We start from the raw sequence: 17,656 nt of genomic DNA on the forward strand, positions 1-17,656 counted from the left end.
ATTCTGAAAAATGTGAAGCGATATTGTTTATGCCTTAGCGAAATGAGAAGGTGAGACATGCAATGTGTATAAGGTTGTTGCGTCATGGCAAAAGTTCTTGATAAAAGTCTGATTATTAATATTTTCTCCCTGCTGGCCTATCGTGGTGCGTCGTTCCTTTTTCCGCTGGCGACGCTGCCCTATCTTGCCCGTGTTCTGGGTGTAGAGCAGATGGGTACGCTGGCACTGGCGATCGCCTGTGTGCTCTATTGCAGTACCATCTCTGACTGGGGATTTAATGTCTTTACCACCAAAGATATTGCTCACCATCGTGATGACAAAGAACGCGTCACTCAGCTTTTCTGGTCAACATTTAACGCCAAGCTGATGCTGCTGGTGGTGACCAGCGGCACACTGCTGACCGCGACCTGGTTTAATCCCGCCTGGCATCCGTTGTTCTTTATCATCCTGGCGAACTGCACCACGCTGATAGGCTCGCTGTTTTCATTTGGCTGGCTGATGCAGGGCTTTGAGAAGTTGGGTAAGACGGCAATGATCGCTACCTTCGGGAACTTCTGTGCGATTCCGCTAACGTTTTTACTGGTGAAATCCCCGCAGGATACCTGGCTGGCTGCCCTGATCCCTGGCACCGTCTCCATCATCAGTGCAGCGATTACGCTGAAGTTTGTGCTCGAGATGAAGGTCATTGGCCGCTACCGTTTTGAACCGCGTGAAATCAAACAGCGCATCACCGACAGCATGGATGTCTTTATCGCCATTGCCGGTGCCAACCTGTTTAACAGCGTCAACGTCGTGATTCTCGCCTCCTTTACCTCCACCTATATGGTTGGTATCTATAACGGTGCGGATCGTCTGCGTAAAGCCGCTAACTCTGTGCCAGAGCAGATTGGCAGCGCCTTCTTCCCGCGCGTCAGTCATCTGTTTGGCCGGGATAAACGGGCTGCCATTGCAGCGACGCGCAAAAGCCTGCTGCTGTCGTTTTCCCTGAGTCTGTCGATTGTGATCTTTACCTGGTTCTTTGCTGACCTGGTGGTTTCAATCTTACTGGGTAAGGACTTTATTCCGTCGGCAGATGTGCTGCGTGTCTTTGTGCTCTGCTTCCTGTTTGGCAATATTGCTTATCCGGCCGGATTACAGATTCTGATTCCACATGGTTTAGCGCGTCAGCGTATGTGGGTGATGATGGCCGCGGGTGTGATTAACGTGCCGCTGTGCTGTTTCCTGGCGTGGAAGTTTGGTGCGATCGGGGCCGCATGGTCGATGGTCGGGGCAGAAGCGTTCGTCTGCATCGGTATTTTTGGCATCATGCAGCGTCACGGGATCCTGCGGGAATATCTGTTCCCCTCGCAGGTGGAAAATCACCCCGTAAACGATTCCGCTGCGTAAGATCAAGGGATTTTCAGTTAACTTCCCACCACCCCGCAGTTCGATTTACTTTTGCGCCAGAGCACTTTACCATTCTGGCGCACATTTTCCCGTGCACCGACTTCCACGATCGCTTCCGTCCTTCAGGAGAGTGCATGTTTTATCCTATCGTCCGACCGGCGCTGTTTAAACTCGACCCCGAACGCGCACACGAACTCACCTTTCAGCAACTACGCTTTATGAGCGGCACGCCACTTGAGATGTTCTATCGCCAGACTCTGCCGTCGCGTCCGGTTACCTGTATGGGACTGACCTTTAAGAACGCCCTGGGCCTGGCCGCCGGGCTGGATAAGAACGCAGAGTGTATTGATGCGTTTGCCGCGATGGGTTTCGGTTTTGTTGAAGTCGGTACCGTCACGCCGCGCCCTCAGGCGGGTAATGATAAGCCACGCATGTTTCGGCTAGTGGAAGCAGGCGGAATTATCAATCGGATGGGATTTAATAATCTGGGTGTTGATCATCTGGTTGAAAACGTGAAAAAAGCGCGTTTTAACGGCGTGCTGGGAATCAATATCGGTAAAAATAAAGATACGCCAGTCGAGCAGGGCAAAGATGATTATCTGATCTGCATGGAGAAGGTCTATGCCCACGCCGGTTATATCGCCATCAATATTTCCTCCCCTAACACGCCAGGTTTGCGTTCGCTGCAATATGGCGAGGCGCTGGATGATCTGCTCTCCTCAATCAAACAAAAACAAAAAGAGCTGGAACAGCGTCACCTTAAATATGTTCCGCTGGCCGTGAAAATTGCGCCTGATCTCTCGGAAGAGGAGTTAATTCAGGTCGCTGACAGTTTAATTCGTCATCAGATTGATGGTGTTATTGCCTGCAATACCACCCTCGATCGTTCGCTGGTTAGTGGACTCAAATATGCTGAGGAAGCAGGCGGATTAAGTGGCCGGCCAGTTCAGTCCCGGAGCACAGCGGTTATCCAGCGCCTCTCTCAGGAACTGCAGGGACGCCTGCCGATTATTGGCGTTGGTGGCATTGATTCTTTAACGGCCGCACGTGAAAAAATCGCCGCCGGGGCAACATTAGTTCAGATTTATTCAGGTTTTATTTATCAGGGACCGGGCTTAATTAAAGATATCGTTACCAATATCTAAGACAATTCTCACAATGACGGGCCGGGGGCTTTATTTATCCCCTCGGCTCGTTTATATTTTGTCCTGTTGCACGCTTTTTCAGCTTTTCCTTATGTTTCTTTTTCGCTGAATTCTGCGTGATTTTTGGCGCAGCGGTAAATACAGGGCACACGATGAAAATTAAACCCGATGATAACTGGCGTTGGTATTTTGACAGCAGCCACGATCGAATGATGCTCGACCTGGCCGACGGTATGCTGTTTCGTTCCCGCTATTCCCGCAAAATGCTCACGCCGGACGCTTTCGCTGAATCGGGCTTTTGTGTCGATGACGCTGCTCTTTATTACACGTTTGAAGAGACCTGCCGTCATTGCAAACTCAGTGGCAGTCACCGTGCTGAGTTGGTGTTAAACGCACTGGTCGCTGCACGCTTTCTCAAACCCCTGATGCCTAAAAGCTGGCATTTCACCTCATATGCCCCGGCCATGCAGCCTCGTCCTGGCGAAATGGTACAGGTTACGCTGGCTGAAGAGGGAACACAGGCACGTCTGCTGGTGGTTGAAAGTGGTGATAATGCGGCGCTCTGTCTGCTGGCACAGCAAGGTCTCACGCTGGCGGGTAAATACATGGTGCTCGGCGATGCCATCAAAGTGATGAACGATCGCCTGCAGCCCTGGCATGAGGACGTTGCTGCACCTTTCGCCCGCGCTGTCTGATCACCTCAGTTCAACATCGCCCGCCGGAATACAGCTACAGCTTAACAGTGTGCCGTCCTGACGCAGGGCACTCTGTTTTAGCGCCTTCACCTCTCCTGCGACCAGATTCAGCTTGCAACTGCCACAGAGACCTGCACGACAGGAATAGGGTATGCGAAAGCCCTGCATCTCCAGTTGATCCAGTAACACCTGCTGATTATCCCCGGTGAATGTCTGACCCTGATAAGTAATATTTACGGTTTCAGGTGCCTGTTTTTCTGGTTTCAACGTTTCGACCACGTCACCCGCCCCATACCTGCGCGATGCATGACGTTTCAGGACAATCATTTCATCACCCGCACGCACCACGCCGCTGCTACGCGCCACTAAGTTCAGGCCGAAATCGATGTCACCACTGCCATCCTGAGCGGTACGAAAAGTCTGCAGCGTCGCCAGCGGATGACCGGTGGGATGCTTAACGCCGGTCTCGGTGCTGACCGTGGTGAGCACACAGCGACTGCAGGGCTTTGGCACTTCGAATATCACGTCGCCAATCTGAATTTCTGCCCAGCTATCTTCATCCCATGCGGCAGCACCGCTGACGACCAGATTCGGACGAAACTGTTCGGCTCGGACGCTGGCCCGGCAGCGTTGTTGCAGATCATGCAGCGACGCGTTGTTGATCAGCAAAAACGGAAAGCCATCGGCAAAGCTCAGCGGAATATGATCAAACTTTTTGACCCGGCGGCTGGGTTGTGGCCCGACCCAGCGCAACTGAACGTCGCGCGGGAAGAACTGGCTCAGCCACTGATTTATCGCAAGGGGCGCTATGCGCGCGGTAAAATGATTACCCCAGACTTTGGTGGGATGATTCTGCTCATCGAAATCGCTGAAGCGGATCAGGGACTGACTCCCATCTGGCGCCGCCAGCAGCAGGCCATCCGGCAGAATCGCGGGCGTAAAGCGCACCATCTCCGGGTGCTGGCGGGCGGTAATAAAGGTGCCATCAGGTTCGGTCACCATAAACAGACGATCAAACGCCAGTCCGCTGTCAGTGACCAGCGCGTGTGATAATGCTAATCCCCGCATCGACTTCACAGGATGAATAAATAAGCGGGAAAGCGTGATCATGGTGTTCTCCTTGAACCCGACGCGCGACACAAAAGAAGCTAACTTTATGACATAGGTCTCCGATTCGCTATAATGCGCGACAATTTTCTCAAGAGTTAAAAAGTGACGATATGAATTCTCTGTTTGCCAGCACGGCGCGTGGGCTCGAAGAGCTGTTAAAAAGTGAGCTGGACGCGCTGGGCGCGCAGGATTTGCAAGTGGTGCAGGGAGGCGTTCACTACGAAGCCGACGATCGCGCCATGTACCAAAGTCTGATGTGGAGTCGTTTAGCATCACGCATCCTGTTGCCGCTGGGAGAGTTTGGCGTCTACAGCGATCTTGATCTCTATCTTGGTGTACAGAGCGTGGACTGGCCGACGATGTTCGGCAGCGACAAAACGTTTGTCGTGCATTTCAGCGGCACCAACGACTCGATTCGTAATAGCCAGTTTGGCGCGCTGAAAGTGAAAGATGCCATCGTGGACAGCTTTACCCGTCAAAACCTCGAGCGGCCGAATGTCGATCGTGAGCAGGCGGATATCCGTGTCAACGTCTGGCTGAATGACGATCGTGCCAGTATTGCGCTGGATCTCAGCGGCAGTTCGCTGCATCAGCGCGGCTATCGGCAGCAAACCGGTCAGGCACCGTTGAAAGAGACGCTGGCCGCAGCGATTGTGCTGCGTTCTGGCTGGGAGCCGACCACGCCGCTGATCGATCCGATGTGTGGTTCCGGTACGCTGCTGATTGAAGCCGCACTGATCGCCTGCGATCGCGCACCAGGCCTGCTGCGCAAGCACTGGGGCTTCACCGCCTGGAGCCAGTTTAATGCTGCTCTGTGGCAGGAAGTGAAAGCCGAGGCGCAGGCGCGTGCCCGTGCGGGCACCGCCGCCACCCAGGCGCGCTTCTTTGGCTATGATAATAATGGCCGCGTGCTGGAGTGGGCGCAGGTGAATGCCCGTCGCGCTGGCGTTTATGAACTCTTTACCTTTGCTCAACAGGACCTGCTGAAGCTGATCAATCCGGTCGATCCGGCGGTGCATGGCACGGTGCTGAGCAATCCGCCTTACGGTGAACGTCTGGAGAGCGAACCCGCCCTCATTGCGCTGCACAGCCAGCTTGGACGTCTGATGAAGCAGCATTTTGGCGGCTGGAATCTGTCGCTGTTCAGCGCCTCGCCTGAACTGCTGAGCTGCCTGCAACTGCGTGCCGACCGCCAGTTCAAAGCGAAAAACGGTCCGCTGGATTGCGTTCAGAAAAATTATCAGCTGGCGGTCAACAGCCATGAAAGCGCCGGTCAGATTGCGGAAGATTACGCGAACCGTCTGCGTAAAAATGTGAAAAAGCTGGAGAAGTGGGCGCGTCAGGAAGGCATTGAATGCTACCGCATTTATGACGCCGATCTGCCAGACTACAACGTCGCTGTCGATCGCTATGGCGACTGGGTGATTATCCAGGAATACGCGCCACCGAAAACGATCGATCCGAACAAAGCGCGTCAGCGCCTGTTCGATGTGATCAGCGCGACCCTGAGCGTACTGGAATTGCCCGCTGACCGTCTGATTATGAAAACGCGTGAGCGTCAGAAAGGCAAAGCGCAGTATCAGAAGCTCAGCGAAAAGGGCGACTATTTCGAAGTTAAAGAGTTTAATGCGCATTTCTGGGTGAATCTGACCGACTATCTCGATACCGGCCTGTTCCTCGATCACCGCATTGCCCGTAAAATGCTCGGCCAGATGAGCCAGGGCAAAGATTTCCTGAACCTGTTTGCCTATACCGGCACCGCCAGTGTGCATGCCGGTCTGGGTGGGGCGCGTTCGACCACCACGGTAGATATGTCGCGGACCTATCTGGAGTGGGCGGAGCGCAACCTGCGTCTTAACGGACTGACCGGGCGTCAGCACCGCCTGATGCAGGCAGACTGCCTGAGCTGGCTGAATGAGAGTGACGAGAACTTTGACCTGATCTTTATCGATCCGCCAACCTTCTCCAACTCAAAACGTATGGAAGAGAGCTTTGACGTTCAGCGCGATCATATGATGCTGATGCGTAACCTGAAGCGCCTGCTGCGTCGCGGCGGCACAATCATGTTCTCCAATAACAAACGCGGTTTCAAAATGGACATGGATGGCCTGAAAGCACTGGGCCTGCAGGCGCAGGATATTACCCAGAAAACACAGTCGCAGGACTTCGCGCGTAACCGTCAAATTCACAACTGCTGGCTGATCACTCACGCCGGTAAGGAATAAGATTACATGTCATTAATCAGTATCCACGGCGCTTATCTCTCCTTCAGCGATGCGCCGCTGCTAGACAACACCGAACTGCACATTGAAGAGAACGAACGCGTCTGTCTGGTGGGCCGTAACGGTGCAGGTAAATCCACACTGATGAAAATCATCAACGGCGAACAGCCGCTGGATGATGGCCGCATTATTTATGAAACCGATCTGGTGGTTGCGCGTCTGCAACAGGATCCACCGCGTAACATCACTGGTTCGGTCTATGACTTCGTGGCTGAGGGCGTTGAAGAGCAGGCTGAGCATCTGAAAGCCTATCACGCCATTTCCCATGTGGTGATGGACGATCCAAGCGATAAAAACCTCAATGAGATGGCGCGTCTGCAGACTATTCTCGACCATCAGAATTTGTGGCAGCTGGAAAGCCGCATCCATGACGTGCTGGAGCAGATTGGTCTGCAGCCCGATACCGAACTGTCGTCGCTCTCTGGCGGCTGGCTGCGTAAAGCGGCGCTGGGCCGTGCGCTGGTAAGCAACCCGCGCGTGCTGATGCTGGATGAGCCAACCAACCACCTCGATATTGAGACCATCGACTGGCTGGAAACGTTCCTGAAGAACTTCACCGGCAGCATCATCTTTATTTCCCATGACCGTTCGTTTATCCGCAACATGGCGACACGTATCGTCGATCTCGACCGCGGCAAGCTGGTCTCCTGGCCGGGCAACTACGATCTCTATCTGGAAGGCAAAGAAGAAGCCTTGCGCGTTGAAGAGATGCAGAACGCAGAATTCGACCGCAAGCTTGCGCAGGAAGAGGTGTGGATCCGTCAGGGCATCAAAGCCCGCCGTACACGTAACGAAGGCCGTGTGCGTGCGCTGAAAGCGCTGCGTCGTGAGCATTCGGAACGTCGCGAAGTCATGGGCAAAGCCAACATGCAGGTGGGCGAAGCGTCCCGCTCCGGCAAAATTGTGTTTGAGCTGGAAAATGTCGACTACGCGGTCGACGGCAAAGTGCTGGTGAAGGATTTCTCAACCCAGGTTCAGCGTGGCGACAAAATTGCGCTGATTGGACCGAACGGGTGCGGTAAAACCACCTTACTGCGTCTGATGCTGCAGCAATTAAAAGCGGATCATGGCCGCGTGCATTCCGGCACCAAGCTGGAAGTGGCCTACTTTGACCAGCATCGCGCTGAACTGGATCCGGATCGCACCGTGATGGACAACCTGGCCGAAGGCAAGCAGGAAGTGCTGGTTAACGGCAAACCGCGCCACGTGCTGGGCTATCTGCAGGACTTCCTGTTCCATCCTAAACGTGCCATGACGCCGGTGCGCGCACTTTCGGGTGGTGAACGTAACCGCCTGTTGCTGGCGCGTCTGTTCCTGCGTCCCAGCAACCTGATGATTCTGGATGAACCAACAAACGACCTCGACGTCGAAACGCTGGAACTGCTGGAAGAGCTGATTGATGGTTATCAGGGCACCGTCTTACTGGTCAGTCACGATCGTCAGTTCGTCGACAATACCGTCACTGAGTGCTGGATTTTTGAAGGCAACGGAGAAATCGGTACTTTTGTGGGCGGTTATCACGATGCTCAGCAGCAGCGCGCCGCCTACCGTCAGCACAGAGCTGCCACACCCGCAAAAGCGACGGCTAATACCGCTAAGCCTGCCGCAGAGAAGAGTGATGTGAAGCGTAACGTAAATAAACTCAGCTACAACCTGGCGCGAGAGCTGGAACAGTTGCCGCAAAAACTGGAGCAGCTGGAGGCGCGCATCGGTGAACTGCAGGCGAAGATGAGTCACCCGGACTTCTTCAGTCAGGCACACGATCAGACACAGCCGGTGCTGGATAATCTGGCGCAGGCTGAGCAGGAGCTGGAAACTGCGTTTGCACGCTGGGAAGAGCTTGAGTCACTGAAAAACGGCGCGTAGGGCAGGGCTAACGGATGTGTTCAGCAGTGAAAAGTAACGGGTGGATGCTCTGTCCACAATGCGATTTAATGATTAAGCTGCCGGACGTTCCTGTTGGCAGCCGTGCGTCATGCCCGCGCTGCCACACCTCCCTGACGGCCAACTGGCACGAGCCGCGTAAACGACCAACGGGCTATGCGCTGGCAGCACTGTTTATGCTGCTGCTGGCGAACCTGTTTCCTTTTGTCTCTATGAAGGTCGCGGGGCTGACCAGCCAGATTACGCTGTCGCAGATCCCTAAGGTGATGGTGACAGAAGATTACAGTAGCCTGGCAACGCTGTTCCTGCTGTTTGTGCAGGCCGTGCCGGCCTTTTGCATGGTTGCGATTATCCTGCTGGTCAATCCGGTACCCTTGCCGACCCGCCTCAAAATTGGTCTGGCACGTATCCTGTTTCAGCTGCGCAACTGGGGCATGGCAGAAATCTTTATGGCGGGCGTGCTGGTCAGTTTCGTCAAACTGATGGCCTACGGTGAGATTGGCCTGGAGACCAGTTTCTGGCCGTGGGTGCTGTTTTGTCTGTTACAACTTCGGGCCTTTCAGTGCGTTGACCGGCGCGAGTTGTGGGAGAGTCTCTCCCCCCGACCCGCGCTACCTCATCTGCCCGAAGTGGGCATCAGTGGTTTAGAGCAGGGCCTGCGTTCCTGCCCCTGCTGTACGGCCATTCTGCCTGAAGCTGAGCATACCTGTCCGCGCTGCGGCGTTACGGCGCAGGCGCGACGCAAGCACAGCCTGCAGTGGACGCTGGCGCTGTTGTTTACCTCCATACTGCTTTATATCCCCGCCAACCTGTTGCCGATCATGGTGACGGAAACCCTCGGCACAGCGTATCCCTCTAATATTATGGCGGGTGTGATTGTGCTGTGGGGTGAGGGTTCTTATCCGGTAGCGCTGGTGATTTTTATCGCCAGCATTATGGTGCCTACGCTAAAAATGCTGGCGATTGGCTGGCTCTGCTGGGATGCCAGCGGGCGCGGACGGCGTGACAGCCACAGGATGCACAAAATTTATGAAGTGGTTGAATTTGTTGGCCGCTGGTCAATGATTGACGTGTTTGTGATTGCCGTGCTCTCTGCGCTGGTGCGTATGGGGCAATTAATGAATGTTTATCCCGCGTGGGGGGCAGTACTGTTTGCGATGGTGGTGATTATCACCATGATTGCTGCCATGACCTTTGACCCGCGATTAACCTGGGATCATGTACGCGGAAACAATATGAAGGAGTCGCGCCTTGACGGAAACTAACCATGGCCATGCAAAGGTGGAACAGATTAAGCGCTGGTCGCCGGTCTGGATTGTCCCCATCGTTACGCTGTTAATTGGCGGGTGGATCCTGTTCTACCATTTCAGCCATCAGGGGCCGGAAGTCACCTTAATCACCGAAAACGCCGAAGGCATTGTTGCGGGTAAAACCACAATTAAAAGTCGCAGCGTGGATGTCGGTATCGTGGAGAGCGCGGTGTTGAGCGACGATCTTCACCATGTAGAAATTAAGGCCCGTCTTAATGCGGGTATGGGAAAACTGCTGCATAAAGACAGTGTTTTCTGGGTAGTGAAACCGCAAATAGGACGTGAAGGCATCAGCGGGCTGGGAACGCTGCTGTCAGGCGCCTACATTGAATTACAGCCCGGCACCAAAAGTGAAGCGCCAGAACAGTTTAACCTGCTTGATGCTCCTCCTTTAGCGCCGCCAGATGCGAAAGGTATCCGCATTATTCTCGACAGCAAAAAAGCGGGTCAGCTTAATCCGGGCGATCCGGTGCTGTTCCGCGGCTATCGCGTCGGTACGGTGGAGACCAGCGTTTTTGATACTGACAAACGTATGATGACCTATCAGCTGTTTGTCGCTGCGCCTTACGATCGCCTTGTAACAACCAACGTGCGCTTCTGGAAGGACAGCGGCATCGCCGTGGATATGTCTGCCTCTGGTATGCGCGTAGAAATGGGTTCGCTGACGACGCTCTTCAGCGGTGGCGTCAGTTTTGATGTGCCGGATGGCTGGGAACTGGGTGAGCCTGCGCAGAACAAATCTGATTATCATCTGTTTGACGATCAGCGCAGTATTCAGGACTCACTCTATACCAACCACATCGACTACGTGCTGTTCTTCACCGACTCGATTCGTGGTCTGCAGGCAGGCGCGCCGGTTGAGTTCCGGGGTATTCGTCTGGGTACCGTTTCTGAAGCGCCATTGATGAAAGCAGGTCTGGATCAGGCGCTGAATAATGATTACCGCGTACCGGTACTGATTCGTATTGAGCCGGATCGCTTTATCAGCCGACTGGGTGAAAATTTCGATCTTGAACAGCATCTGCAGGATGGTAAGAAACGCGGTCTGCGTGCCACGCTGAAAACGGGCAACCTGCTGTCGGGCGCACTCTATGTCGATCTCGACTTCTATGACAATGCGCCAGCCTATAAAGGACCACAGAAAGTCTCTGGCTATGAAGTGATCCCAACGGTCAGTGGTGGCCTGAGCCAGATTCAGCAGAAGCTGATGGCGGCACTGGATAAAATCAACAGTCTTCCACTGAACGGCATGGTTAACGAAGCGACAGGTACTCTGAAAGAGAGCCAGAAAACGATGCGTGATCTGCAGCGCACCATCGACAACATCAACAAAGTCACTGGCAGTCCGGCGATGAAAACGCTGCCGGAAGATCTGCAGCAGACATTGCGCGAGCTGAACCGCAGCATGAAGGGCCTGCAGCCAGGTTCGCCAGCCTACACCAAAGTGGTAGGCGATATGCAGCGACTGGATCAGGTACTGCGTGAACTTCAGCCGGTACTGAGAACGCTCAACAATAAGAGCAATGCGCTGGTATTTGAGGCGAAACCGGGACAGGATCCCCAGCCGAAGAGGGCGAAACAGTGAAGAAAGGGTTGATACTTTGTGCCGCGCTGGTGTTAAGTGCGTGCAGTAGCAGCGTTGACAATACCTGGTATCAGCTGCCCTCCGGGGCGGCATCCATGCAGGTCAGCAGCAGCCAGCTGAATGAAGCGCAGCCGATGTTGTGGGTGCAACAGGTGACGGTGCTGGATTATCTGGCAGGCAATGGACTGGTTTATCAGACCAGCGATGTCAAATATGTCATCGCCACAAATAATCTCTGGGCCAGTCCGCTCGATCAGCAGTTGCAGCAGACGCTGATCACTAACCTGAGCAAGGCGTTACCAGGCCGGCTGGTGGCCGGTTCACCGTTAGGCGCGCAACACGATACGCTGAACGTGACGGTCACCGGCTTCCAGGGACGTTACGATGGCAAAGCGATCGTCAGTGGTGAATGGACGGTGGAACATCAGGGCCGTCTGACTAAGCAGGCGTTTAATCTGGTTCTGCCGCAGACTGAAGATGGCTATGATGCGATGGTCCGCACGCTGGCGGCGGGCTGGCAACAGACTGCGCAGAAGATAGCCAACAGTGTGGTTGCGTTAAATTAAGATTAATGTGAATAAATAAGCTAAGCCCCTGTCCGATTGTCGTGATTTTTCGACGCCGGCCAGGGGCTTTTTTATTAGCTTAATCAGAGAGATGGTGTTGATGTGTGCATCACAAAACGTCGTTATTTTTACCGATTAAGGTCACATTTATGACACTGGCATGAAGATTGAGCATTGATCTTTAGATTCGCAGGAGGTAGAACATAAGGGTGGTTGAACATTAAATCACCACTTTTCTTTCCACCAGATTCCACAGACCTTACATGAGGGAAACGGAGTATGAAGAGACAGAAACGAGACCGCCTCGAACGCGCCCATTCACGTGGTTATCAGGCAGGCATTACTGGACGCTCAAAAGAGATGTGTCCGTATCAGTTGATTGACGCTAAGTCTCACTGGTTGGGAGGTTGGCGACAAGCCATGGAGGACAGGTCGGTAGCTGCATAACCGGATGTCACTGAAAAAGGAATATAACCTCCGCCATGCGCGGAGGTTTTTGTTTCCGGAGGAAACGCTTAGAAAGCGGCGGTATCTTTAAACAGGCCAACTTTCAGATCGCTGGCGGTATAGATCAGATTACCGTCAACCAGCACTTCACCATCTGCCACGCCCATCACCAGTTTACGGTTGATCACGCGTTTGAAGTGAATGCGGTAAGTGACTTTCTTCGCTTCTGGCAGGACCTGACCGGTAAATTTCACTTCACCCACGCCCAGTGCACGGCCTTTACCTTCGCCGCCCAGCCAGCCCAGATAGAAACCAACCAGCTGCCACATGGCATCCAGGCCCAGGCAGCCTGGCATCACCGGATCGCCAATGAAGTGGCAACCGAAGAACCAGAGATCGGGATTGATATCCAGCTCCGCTTCAACAAAGCCTTTGTCATATTTGCCGCCGTCTTCGGTCATTTTGACCACGCGGTCCATCATCAGCATGTTGCCGGATGGAAGCGGCGGACCATTTTCGCCAAACAGTTCACCACGACCTGACAGAATCAGATCTTCTTTGGTATAGGATTCGCGTTTATCTACCATGTTTTCAATAAGCCTTGTTTTAGTGAATCACGAATATTAGCGAACAGTTGTACGCTGAGCAAATCGGATTAACGGTGGTTAAACCAGTTAAGCCAGCGCAGCGCCCAGGGACGTTGCGGACCGTCCGGCTGGTTGAACTGGCTAATGCGTTCCTGGATGGTATTCAGCAGGCAATCACCCAGACCATCCTCGGTACTCCAGATTTTCCCCGTCAGCAGCGGCAGTGCTTCCTCGGCCTGGTCAATGGCCCAGATGTGGAAGCGACCCTGCTCAACCGCCGAGACAACAGCCTGGTTCAGACTAAGATGACGCACATTGCAGGCCGGAATGATCACTCCCTGCTGGCCCGTCAGTTCTCGCTGATGGCAAATATCAAAGAAGCCTTCGATCTTCTCATTCAGTCCGCCCACAGGTTGTACGTTGCCGAATTGATCGACCGAGCCGGTGACAGCAATTTGCTGATTGATGGGCTGATTTGCCAATGCGCTTATTAAGGCACAGAGTTCAGCCAGCGAGGCGCTGTCACCATCCACTTCGGAATAAGATTGTTCAAACACCATTGAGGCCGAGAAGGGCAGTTGCTGATCAAGTTCCAGCTCGGCAGTGAGGTAAGCCTGCATAATCATCATGCCTTTGGCATGGATATTCCCGCCCAGCTCCGCTTTGCGTTCGATATCCATGAACTCACCATCACCAGGATGGACCACGCAGGTAATGCGCGAAGTATCGCCCCAGGCGCGCGGGTGGCCTGGAAATTCCACCACTGACAGACCATTAATCTGACCGACGACTTCACCTTCGGTTTCAATCAGAATCTGCCGCAGCAGGATCTCATCACGCATCCGTTCATTGAGATAATTCTCGCGCCATAAGCGCGCTTCCAACGCATCACGTAGCGCTTCAGCATTGAGTTGTTCATCGCCCATCAGAGCTGACTCGCGCATCTGACGCTGGAGCCAGCGGGGACAAAGTGGCAGGGTATCCTGATCGCCGCTATAGCGAACGCCTTCTTTAATCAGCTCGGGCCAGAAGTCCTCTTCCGGCAGGGGCAGCCCCGCCTGCTGTGCCAGTTCTGCGTTCCAGCGACACCAGGCAAGCATGTCATCCTCATCCAGAATCTGAATGTTCTCTTCAAACTCAGTATAGATGGCCATTTCGTGTGCTTCAGGATCGAGCTCCTGAAAATCTGCCAGCGTTTCACGTTCGCCACACAGGACCAGATTGAGGCTGAGTGGCAGAGGCGGAATGGAAACCGGCAGCGGCCGGCGTTCGTCCTGGGATGTCCACTCGACATAGCCCTGCTCGATACACTTTTTCAGGCGCAACCAGAGAATGGGCTGCGTCATCAGGCTTTGCAACGAAAGCACCAGCGTGCCACCGTTAGCGCGATGTATCAGGCCCGGCTCGAGCTGGATGCGATCTTTATACTGGCGCACGCAGCCAAACAACTGTTCCATCTCAATCCACTCAGCAAAGTGAATACCACCCTGACTGGTGAACGGGCGTTGTGGATCGGAGGGGGGCTGAAGCGTGACATTATCTGCCATGATATGGTAATCACCACCATACAGCGTGGTACTGTCGGCCATAACCCGTTGTGCGGCCTGGGCAATGAATGCCAGATAATCGCGATTCTCCTGGCTACGAACCAGCAGTAATGGGAACCCTTGCGTCTGATGGTGTAAATGCGCAAGTGCATTCAGCAAACGGGGCTGTACCGTTGCCAGAGCATCAGTTTCTTCATCAGCAATTCGGGAGAAAACGGATTGGTATTGCGCGCTATCCGGCTGTAAGGTCTGCCACGTAAGTTGGGTGCTGGTCAAAATAATCGCATTTGTCAGTATTAAGAAAAGCGAGATTATACAGGAATCACCCTTGTTAAGCACTGCAGACTTCCTGTTGAAAATGTGATGATAACAGCATGTTTTTCGTTGCTGCATCCGGTAAAAAAGCTGTTATTCTTAGTTCGTTACGTGATCACGATGAGATTCCGATGAAATACCAGCAACTCGAAAATCTTGAATGTGGATGGAAGTGGAAATACCTGGTGAAAAAACATCGGGAAGGTGAACTGATCACGCGTCACCTTGAATTAAGTGCGGCGCAGGCTGCAGTCGATAAGCTTTTGGCGATGGAAAATAATCCGGTCACGGTGAATGAATGGATCGCGGAACATATCCATTCTGATCTGGATAATCGGCTGAAACAGACTATCCGTGCCCGGCGAAAACGCCATTTCAATGCTGAACATCAGCACACCCGTAAAAAATCGATCGACCTTGAATATCTGGTCTGGCAACGACTGGCGGGACTGGCACAGCGGCGCGGCTGCACGCTTTCTGAAACAATTGTTCAGTTGATAGAAGATGCAGAACGTAAAGAGAAATATGCCACTCAGATGTCTAGCCTGAAACAGGATTTGCAGGCGATCCTGGGTAATTCAGGCTCTGAAAGCGAGTAACGTAACGGGAGCAATGTCATCCCTGAACGCCTGATGCCAGCTTTATTACTGGCATAAAAAAACCCCGCCTTGGCGGGGTTTTTTATGACATGTAAACTTAAGCCTGTGGCTGAGTTACAACGTCTTTGATGCCTTTAACATCGATTTCTACGCGACGATCCGGAGACAGGCAATCGATCAGGGCATTACGGCCTTTCACGCTGTCACAGGTGTTGCCGGTAACTGGGTTAGATTTACCCATGCCACGTGCAGAGATCTTGTTAGAAGGGATACCTTTAGATACCAGGTAATCTACGACTGACTGAGCACGTTTCTCAGACAGTTTCTGGTTGTACTGCTCTGAACCGATGCGATCGGTGAAGCCCAGTACGACAACGGAACCATCTTTAGGATCCATTGAGCTCAGCTGGCTGTACAGCTGATCCAGAGCCTGCTGGCCTTCTGGCTTCAGGGTAGATTTGTTGAAGGTGAACAGAACGTCAGACTTCAGAGTGAAACGCTTGGTTTCAACAACTGGCGCTGGTGCTGGAGCCGGAGCTGGCGCCGGAGCAGCGACGTCATCCTGACCGAAGCGGTATGAAACGCCTACGCTCAGCATGCCATTGTCTGGACGAGCACCAACGGTCTGTGCATCACCGATGTTGTTAACCCACTGGTAATCCAGACGGGTAGCCCAGTTCTGAGTCAGCGCATATTCAACACCAACTGCAGCCAGCGGAGATACGCCGGTGTCGTGGTCGCTGATGCGGCCAGTAGTTGGGTTAGTCTGCGTTGCATCTGCACGCCATACCATGCCGCCCAGACGAGTATACACGTCCAGATCGTCATTGATTGGGTAGCTCAGTTTAGCAGCCAGCTGAACGCCCTGTGCTTTGAATGCGCCGTTAGTCACATCGCCTTTATTAGGCATGCGACCCAGCCAGTCATAGCCCATCTCGAAGCCCAGGTATGGGTTTGCCTGATAACCAACGAACGCACCTGCGCCCAGCTGGCTTTCATGAGTTGGACCGTCATTGTTCTCGTAACCGTGACCGTAGTAGCCAGTGTCGTGATACTGAGACCAGCCCAGTTTAGCACCGGTGTACCAGGTGTTATCTTTCGGAGCGGCCTGCGCTACGGTAGCGAAGCCAGCCAGTGCCACTGCAATTGCGATAGCTGTCTTTTTCATTTTGCGCCTCGTTATCATCCAAATAGGCAATGAGCAAAAAGGTTGCTCTTGGTTTAAATCCTTCGCCGGGTCAAAACGCTCGCTTATGACTCTACCGCAAAAAACGGAGGTTATTGAGCACCCTGGCGAGCTAAAGTCTACAACGAGATTGGAAACTTACAAGTATGATGTGAGGCGCTACTGTAAAAAAACAGTGGTTTATACACAATTTCTAACAATTAGGATGGTCGTAACGTCGTAGCAAAAAGCCCAAAAAACCTGCTAACCCATTGTCACAGCTCGAACTAACAGAATCAGTGGTTTAGCGACAACTGATAAGAATAATAGCCTGGGAAACTTCTTATTTTTACTTAATGAAACAAATCCGACTGAATTTTTATCGCACTTTGCGGTCTGAGAGGCGCTTCCGTTGTCCCACTGGCCCGCAAAATCAAACCCAGCGCTTCACCCTCAGCCGCCGCATTTTCAAGTTGACGACGCTCATTTTCATCAAGATCGTACGGAATCCATGCCAGAACAACGCTGTAATTTCCCGTACGCAACGCTTTAACCATCGCCTCTACCGCATTCAGACGTTCAGAATCGGCGATATGCATACTTTTATCTAATGGTAATCCTGATTCCTGCAACCAGGTGCGGTTCAGTTTATGTGCCGGTGTTAACCACAACTGCCAGCGTGACTGCTGACTCAGTTGCTGTAATAACGGCAACAGCATCATCTGCATCATACCGGGCTGCTCGCTGTAACGTAACTCAGTAATTCCACCACCCTGCGTGGACGGAACAGAAGAGGACGCATAATGATGAGCATAGCGTGCATTATTAGGATGTTGTGTTCGCATAAGTTAATCACCAGCAGTGGACTGTATGAATATACAGTACTGTCATCCTGGATAAAGATCAACCCAAATTTCTGAAAACGCCTCGCAAAAACGCGACAAGATTAGTTGAAGCACTATTTATTCATTGAACCTGCTGCCACTTTTTTTTATCTTCTAATTACCTGATACACAAAGTAATTTACCAGATA

The 17,656-nt window shown here is 52.9% G+C and carries 15 protein-coding genes; 10 read left to right on the forward strand and 5 right to left on the reverse strand.

Features of this window, described 5'->3' with window-relative positions:
- The first annotated feature begins 84 nt into the window (after window positions 1–84).
- From P2R09_RS02710 to P2R09_RS02720, 3 genes are all read left to right on the forward strand, one after another.
- On the forward strand, window positions 85–1,386 hold the full coding sequence (locus P2R09_RS02710; RefSeq protein WP_039660951.1) for a flippase: 1,302 nt from the start codon (window positions 85–87) through the stop codon (window positions 1,384–1,386).
- Between the two features lie 134 nt (window positions 1,387–1,520).
- Window positions 1,521–2,531: a quinone-dependent dihydroorotate dehydrogenase gene (gene pyrD / locus P2R09_RS02715; protein WP_008925867.1), complete on the forward strand. Its 1,011-nt coding sequence runs from the start codon at window positions 1,521–1,523 to the stop codon at window positions 2,529–2,531.
- Between the two features lie 152 nt (window positions 2,532–2,683).
- Window positions 2,684–3,226 carry a cell division protein ZapC gene (locus P2R09_RS02720; RefSeq protein ID WP_275766900.1) on the forward strand — a complete coding sequence of 181 codons (543 nt, stop codon included), beginning with the start codon at window positions 2,684–2,686 and terminating at the stop codon, window positions 3,224–3,226.
- On the opposite strand, the gene P2R09_RS02725 is transcribed toward P2R09_RS02720, so the two are convergent.
- Window positions 3,227–4,336, reverse strand: a complete 1,110-nt coding sequence (locus P2R09_RS02725) for a YcbX family protein (protein WP_275766902.1) — start codon at window positions 4,334–4,336, stop codon at window positions 3,227–3,229.
- 110 nt (window positions 4,337–4,446) lie between these two features.
- Between P2R09_RS02725 and rlmKL the strand changes: the two genes are divergently transcribed.
- The 6 genes from rlmKL (at window position 4,447) to rmf (ending at window position 12,410) form a co-directional block, all read left to right on the forward strand.
- Window positions 4,447–6,561 carry a bifunctional 23S rRNA (guanine(2069)-N(7))-methyltransferase RlmK/23S rRNA (guanine(2445)-N(2))-methyltransferase RlmL gene (gene rlmKL, locus P2R09_RS02730; RefSeq protein WP_275766904.1) on the forward strand — a complete coding sequence of 705 codons (2,115 nt, stop codon included), beginning with the start codon at window positions 4,447–4,449 and terminating at the stop codon, window positions 6,559–6,561.
- 6 nt (window positions 6,562–6,567) lie between these two features.
- Complete coding sequence (locus tag P2R09_RS02735; protein WP_275766905.1) at window positions 6,568–8,484, forward strand: ABC transporter ATP-binding protein; 1,917 nt, start codon at window positions 6,568–6,570, stop codon at window positions 8,482–8,484.
- Between the two features lie 14 nt (window positions 8,485–8,498).
- The gene (pqiA, locus tag P2R09_RS02740; protein WP_275766906.1) at window positions 8,499–9,767 is read left to right on the forward strand and encodes a membrane integrity-associated transporter subunit PqiA; all 1,269 of its coding nucleotides are present in this window, start codon (window positions 8,499–8,501) and stop codon (window positions 9,765–9,767) included.
- On the forward strand, window positions 9,754–11,397 hold the full coding sequence (gene pqiB, locus P2R09_RS02745; protein WP_275766907.1) for an intermembrane transport protein PqiB: 1,644 nt from the start codon (window positions 9,754–9,756) through the stop codon (window positions 11,395–11,397). Before pqiA ends, pqiB begins: the two co-directional genes overlap by 14 nt.
- On the forward strand, window positions 11,394–11,963 hold the full coding sequence (pqiC, locus tag P2R09_RS02750; protein ID WP_275766908.1) for a membrane integrity-associated transporter subunit PqiC: 570 nt from the start codon (window positions 11,394–11,396) through the stop codon (window positions 11,961–11,963). Before pqiB ends, pqiC begins: the two co-directional genes overlap by 4 nt.
- Window positions 11,964–12,242: 279 nt before the next feature.
- Entirely contained in the window at window positions 12,243–12,410 is a 168-nt protein-coding gene (rmf, locus tag P2R09_RS02755) for a ribosome modulation factor (protein WP_008925875.1), read from the forward strand.
- Window positions 12,411–12,478: 68 nt separating this feature from the next.
- Here the strand turns inward: rmf and fabA are convergent, their stop codons facing one another.
- Both fabA and P2R09_RS02765 read right to left on the reverse strand, forming a co-directional pair.
- Window positions 12,479–12,997, reverse strand: a complete 519-nt coding sequence (gene fabA / locus P2R09_RS02760) for a bifunctional 3-hydroxydecanoyl-ACP dehydratase/trans-2-decenoyl-ACP isomerase (protein ID WP_008925876.1) — start codon at window positions 12,995–12,997, stop codon at window positions 12,479–12,481.
- A 68-nt stretch (window positions 12,998–13,065) separates the two neighbouring features.
- Complete coding sequence (locus tag P2R09_RS02765) at window positions 13,066–14,937, reverse strand: Lon protease family protein (RefSeq protein WP_275766914.1); 1,872 nt, start codon at window positions 14,935–14,937, stop codon at window positions 13,066–13,068.
- Between the two features lie 53 nt (window positions 14,938–14,990).
- Between P2R09_RS02765 and matP the strand changes: the two genes are divergently transcribed.
- Complete coding sequence (gene matP / locus P2R09_RS02770) at window positions 14,991–15,458, forward strand: macrodomain Ter protein MatP (RefSeq protein ID WP_008925878.1); 468 nt, start codon at window positions 14,991–14,993, stop codon at window positions 15,456–15,458.
- Between the two features lie 97 nt (window positions 15,459–15,555).
- Here the strand turns inward: matP and ompA are convergent, their stop codons facing one another.
- Window positions 15,556–16,626 (reverse strand): porin OmpA, encoded by a 1,071-nt coding sequence (gene ompA, locus P2R09_RS02775; RefSeq protein ID WP_275766916.1) that lies wholly within the window; start codon window positions 16,624–16,626, stop codon window positions 15,556–15,558.
- 350 nt (window positions 16,627–16,976) lie between these two features.
- Window positions 16,977–17,468: an SOS-induced cell division inhibitor SulA gene (gene sulA, locus P2R09_RS02780; protein WP_003850038.1), complete on the reverse strand. Its 492-nt coding sequence runs from the start codon at window positions 17,466–17,468 to the stop codon at window positions 16,977–16,979.
- Window positions 17,469–17,656 lie beyond the last annotated feature (188 nt).

This window comes from Pantoea sp. Cr_R13, from assembly GCF_029222565.1.
Classification (GTDB): Bacteria; Pseudomonadota; Gammaproteobacteria; order Enterobacterales; family Enterobacteriaceae; genus Pantoea; species Pantoea eucalypti.

What these genes read in the sequence shown, in the direction of transcription:
- P2R09_RS02710 (WP_039660951.1), top strand. Translation starts at nt 85, where the DNA reads ATGGCAAAAGTTCTTGATAAAAGTCTGATTATTAATATTTTCTCCCTG.
- pyrD (WP_008925867.1), top strand. Translation starts at nt 1,521, where the DNA reads ATGTTTTATCCTATCGTCCGACCGGCGCTGTTTAAACTCGACCCCGAA.
- P2R09_RS02720 (WP_275766900.1), top strand. Translation starts at nt 2,684, where the DNA reads ATGAAAATTAAACCCGATGATAACTGGCGTTGGTATTTTGACAGCAGC.
- P2R09_RS02725 (WP_275766902.1), bottom strand. Translation starts at nt 4,336, where the DNA reads ATGATCACGCTTTCCCGCTTATTTATTCATCCTGTGAAGTCGATGCGG.
- rlmKL (WP_275766904.1), top strand. Translation starts at nt 4,447, where the DNA reads ATGAATTCTCTGTTTGCCAGCACGGCGCGTGGGCTCGAAGAGCTGTTA.
- P2R09_RS02735 (WP_275766905.1), top strand. Translation starts at nt 6,568, where the DNA reads ATGTCATTAATCAGTATCCACGGCGCTTATCTCTCCTTCAGCGATGCG.
- pqiA (WP_275766906.1), top strand. Translation starts at nt 8,499, where the DNA reads ATGTGTTCAGCAGTGAAAAGTAACGGGTGGATGCTCTGTCCACAATGC.
- rmf (WP_008925875.1), top strand. Translation starts at nt 12,243, where the DNA reads ATGAAGAGACAGAAACGAGACCGCCTCGAACGCGCCCATTCACGTGGT.
- fabA (WP_008925876.1), bottom strand. Translation starts at nt 12,997, where the DNA reads ATGGTAGATAAACGCGAATCCTATACCAAAGAAGATCTGATTCTGTCA.
- P2R09_RS02765 (WP_275766914.1), bottom strand. Translation starts at nt 14,937, where the DNA reads ATGCAGCAACGAAAAACATGCTGTTATCATCACATTTTCAACAGGAAG.
- matP (WP_008925878.1), top strand. Translation starts at nt 14,991, where the DNA reads ATGAAATACCAGCAACTCGAAAATCTTGAATGTGGATGGAAGTGGAAA.
- ompA (WP_275766916.1), bottom strand. Translation starts at nt 16,626, where the DNA reads ATGAAAAAGACAGCTATCGCAATTGCAGTGGCACTGGCTGGCTTCGCT.
- sulA (WP_003850038.1), bottom strand. Translation starts at nt 17,468, where the DNA reads ATGCGAACACAACATCCTAATAATGCACGCTATGCTCATCATTATGCG.